The organism is Streptomyces sp. XY431 (assembly GCF_001279805.1).
GTDB classification, from domain to species: Bacteria; Actinomycetota; Actinomycetes; order Streptomycetales; family Streptomycetaceae; genus Kitasatospora; species Kitasatospora purpeofusca.
The window spans coordinates 1-1,795 of sequence record NZ_LGDO01000237.1 but is presented as its reverse complement, the minus strand read 5'-3'; the positions used below and the strand labels follow the sequence as shown (position 1 = coordinate 1,795).

At 72.6% G+C, this 1,795-nt stretch carries 3 protein-coding genes; 2 read left to right on the top strand and 1 reads right to left on the bottom strand.

Features of this window, described 5'->3' with window-relative positions; genetic code table 11:
- On the top strand, positions 1-710 hold a 710-nt coding region (locus ADK60_RS22160; RefSeq protein ID WP_199839719.1), incomplete at its 5' end, for a TerD family protein.
- 110 nt (positions 711-820) lie between these two features.
- Positions 821-1,312: a GNAT family N-acetyltransferase gene (locus ADK60_RS22155; RefSeq protein ID WP_045940113.1), complete on the top strand. Its 492-nt coding sequence runs from the start codon at positions 821-823 to the stop codon at positions 1,310-1,312.
- A 19-nt stretch (positions 1,313-1,331) separates the two neighbouring features.
- Here the strand turns inward: ADK60_RS22155 and ADK60_RS22150 are convergent.
- Positions 1,332-1,795: RraA family protein (locus tag ADK60_RS22150; protein WP_045940114.1), on the bottom strand; the 464-nt coding region annotated here is incomplete at its 5' end.

Genomic DNA, 1,795 nt, shown 5'->3' with positions numbered 1-1,795 from the left:
CCGCGCCGGCCCCGCCGCCGGCCGCCGGCCCGGTCGACCCCCGGCTCGCCATGGCCTCCGCCCCGCCGATGCCGCAGAGTGCGCCCCCGATGCCCCCGGCCCCGCCCGCCGCGGCGACCGCGCCGTCGCTCACCAAGGTCACCCTGGACAAGGGCCGGGTCAGCCTCACCAAGGGCGGCTCGGTCTCGCTGGAGAAGAACGGCAAGCCCTTCCTCTCCTCGATCCGGATGGGCCTCGGCTGGGAGCCCGCCGGCCGCGGCCGCAACATCGACCTCGACGCCTCCTGCCTCGCCTTCGACGCCAAGCGCGAGAAGCTGGACACCGCCTGGTTCATGAAGCTGGGCATCTTCAACGGCGCGATCACCCACTCCGGCGACAACCTGACCGGCGAGGGCGGCGGCGACGACGAGTCGATCACCGTCCACCTCAACGGCCTGCCGCCGGAGGTGTGCGGCCTGGTGTTCGTGGTGAACTCCTTCTCCGGCCAGAAGTTCACCGAGGTCAAGAACGCCTACTGCCGACTGGTCGACGCCGGCACCAACCAGGAGCTGGTCCGCTTCGACCTCACCCAGTCCGAGTCCCGCACCGGCGTGGTGATGTGCAAGCTGGTCCGCCAGTACTCGGGCGAATGGGTGATGACCGCGATCGGCGAGTACGTCGACGCCAAGACCGCCCGCGCGATGGTCAAGCCGGCCGCCTCGATGCTCTGACAGCTGCTCTGACGGCCGATCGGACGGACACGGCCGGACACGGTCGGACACGGTCGGACGGCGGGAGAAAACGACTGGACCTCCCGCCGTCCGCCGCGCATCATGTCCGGATGCTGATCAGGGAAGCCACCACCGAGGACTGGCCGGGCATCTGGCCGTTCTTCCACTCCGTCGTCGCCGCCGGCGAGACCTTCACCTACCCGCTCGACCTCGGATTCGAGCAGGGCCGGGAGTGGTGGCTGCTGCCCGAGCCGCACCGCACCGTGGTCGCCGTCGACGAGGCCACCGGCGCGGTGCTCGGCACCGCCAAGATGAACCGCAACCAGATGGGCAACGGCGGCCACGTCGCCAGCGCCAGCTACATGGTGGACCCGGCGCACGGCGGCCGGGGCATCGGCCGGGCGCTCGTCCTCGACAGCATCGACTGGGCCCGCCGGTCCGGCTACCGCGCCGTCCAGTTCAACGCCGTGGTCGCGTCCAACGAGCACGCGGTGAAGCTCTACGAGTCGCTCGGCTTCACCGTCGTCGGCACCGTCCCGGAGGCCTTCCACCACCCCGTGCACGGCTACGTCGCCCTGCACGTCATGCACCTGGCGCTCTGAGCCGCCCCAGGGCCCGCCGCTACTCCTCGATCGCCCCGCCGACCCGCCGCAGGTGCTGCCGGAAGCTGTACCCCGGGTCGGCGGCCCGGCGCTCCAGGAACTCGTCGAACGAGGTCTGCCGCCGCAGCGTGTCACCGGAGCGGATCCGCTCCGCCTGCGCCCGCTCGGTCCGGGCGATCCCGGCCGCCGTCTCCAGCACCTCGTCCAGCCGCGAGCCCGGCACGAACAGCACACCGTCCGCGTCCGCGAACACCGCGTCCGCCGCGCTCACCAGGTGTGGTCCGAACCTCGCCGTGGCGAGCGCCTCCGGCTCCCGCCCGTCCAGCCGCAGCGGCCCGAGCGGCAGGCTGCCGTAGCTGAACACCGGCAGCCCGATCTCCACCAGCTCCGGCGTGTCCCGGTGCAGCCCCCACACCACCACCCCGGCGATCCCGGCGGCCCGCGCCTCCAGCACCGCGAGGTCCCCGACGCACGCCTCGTCCG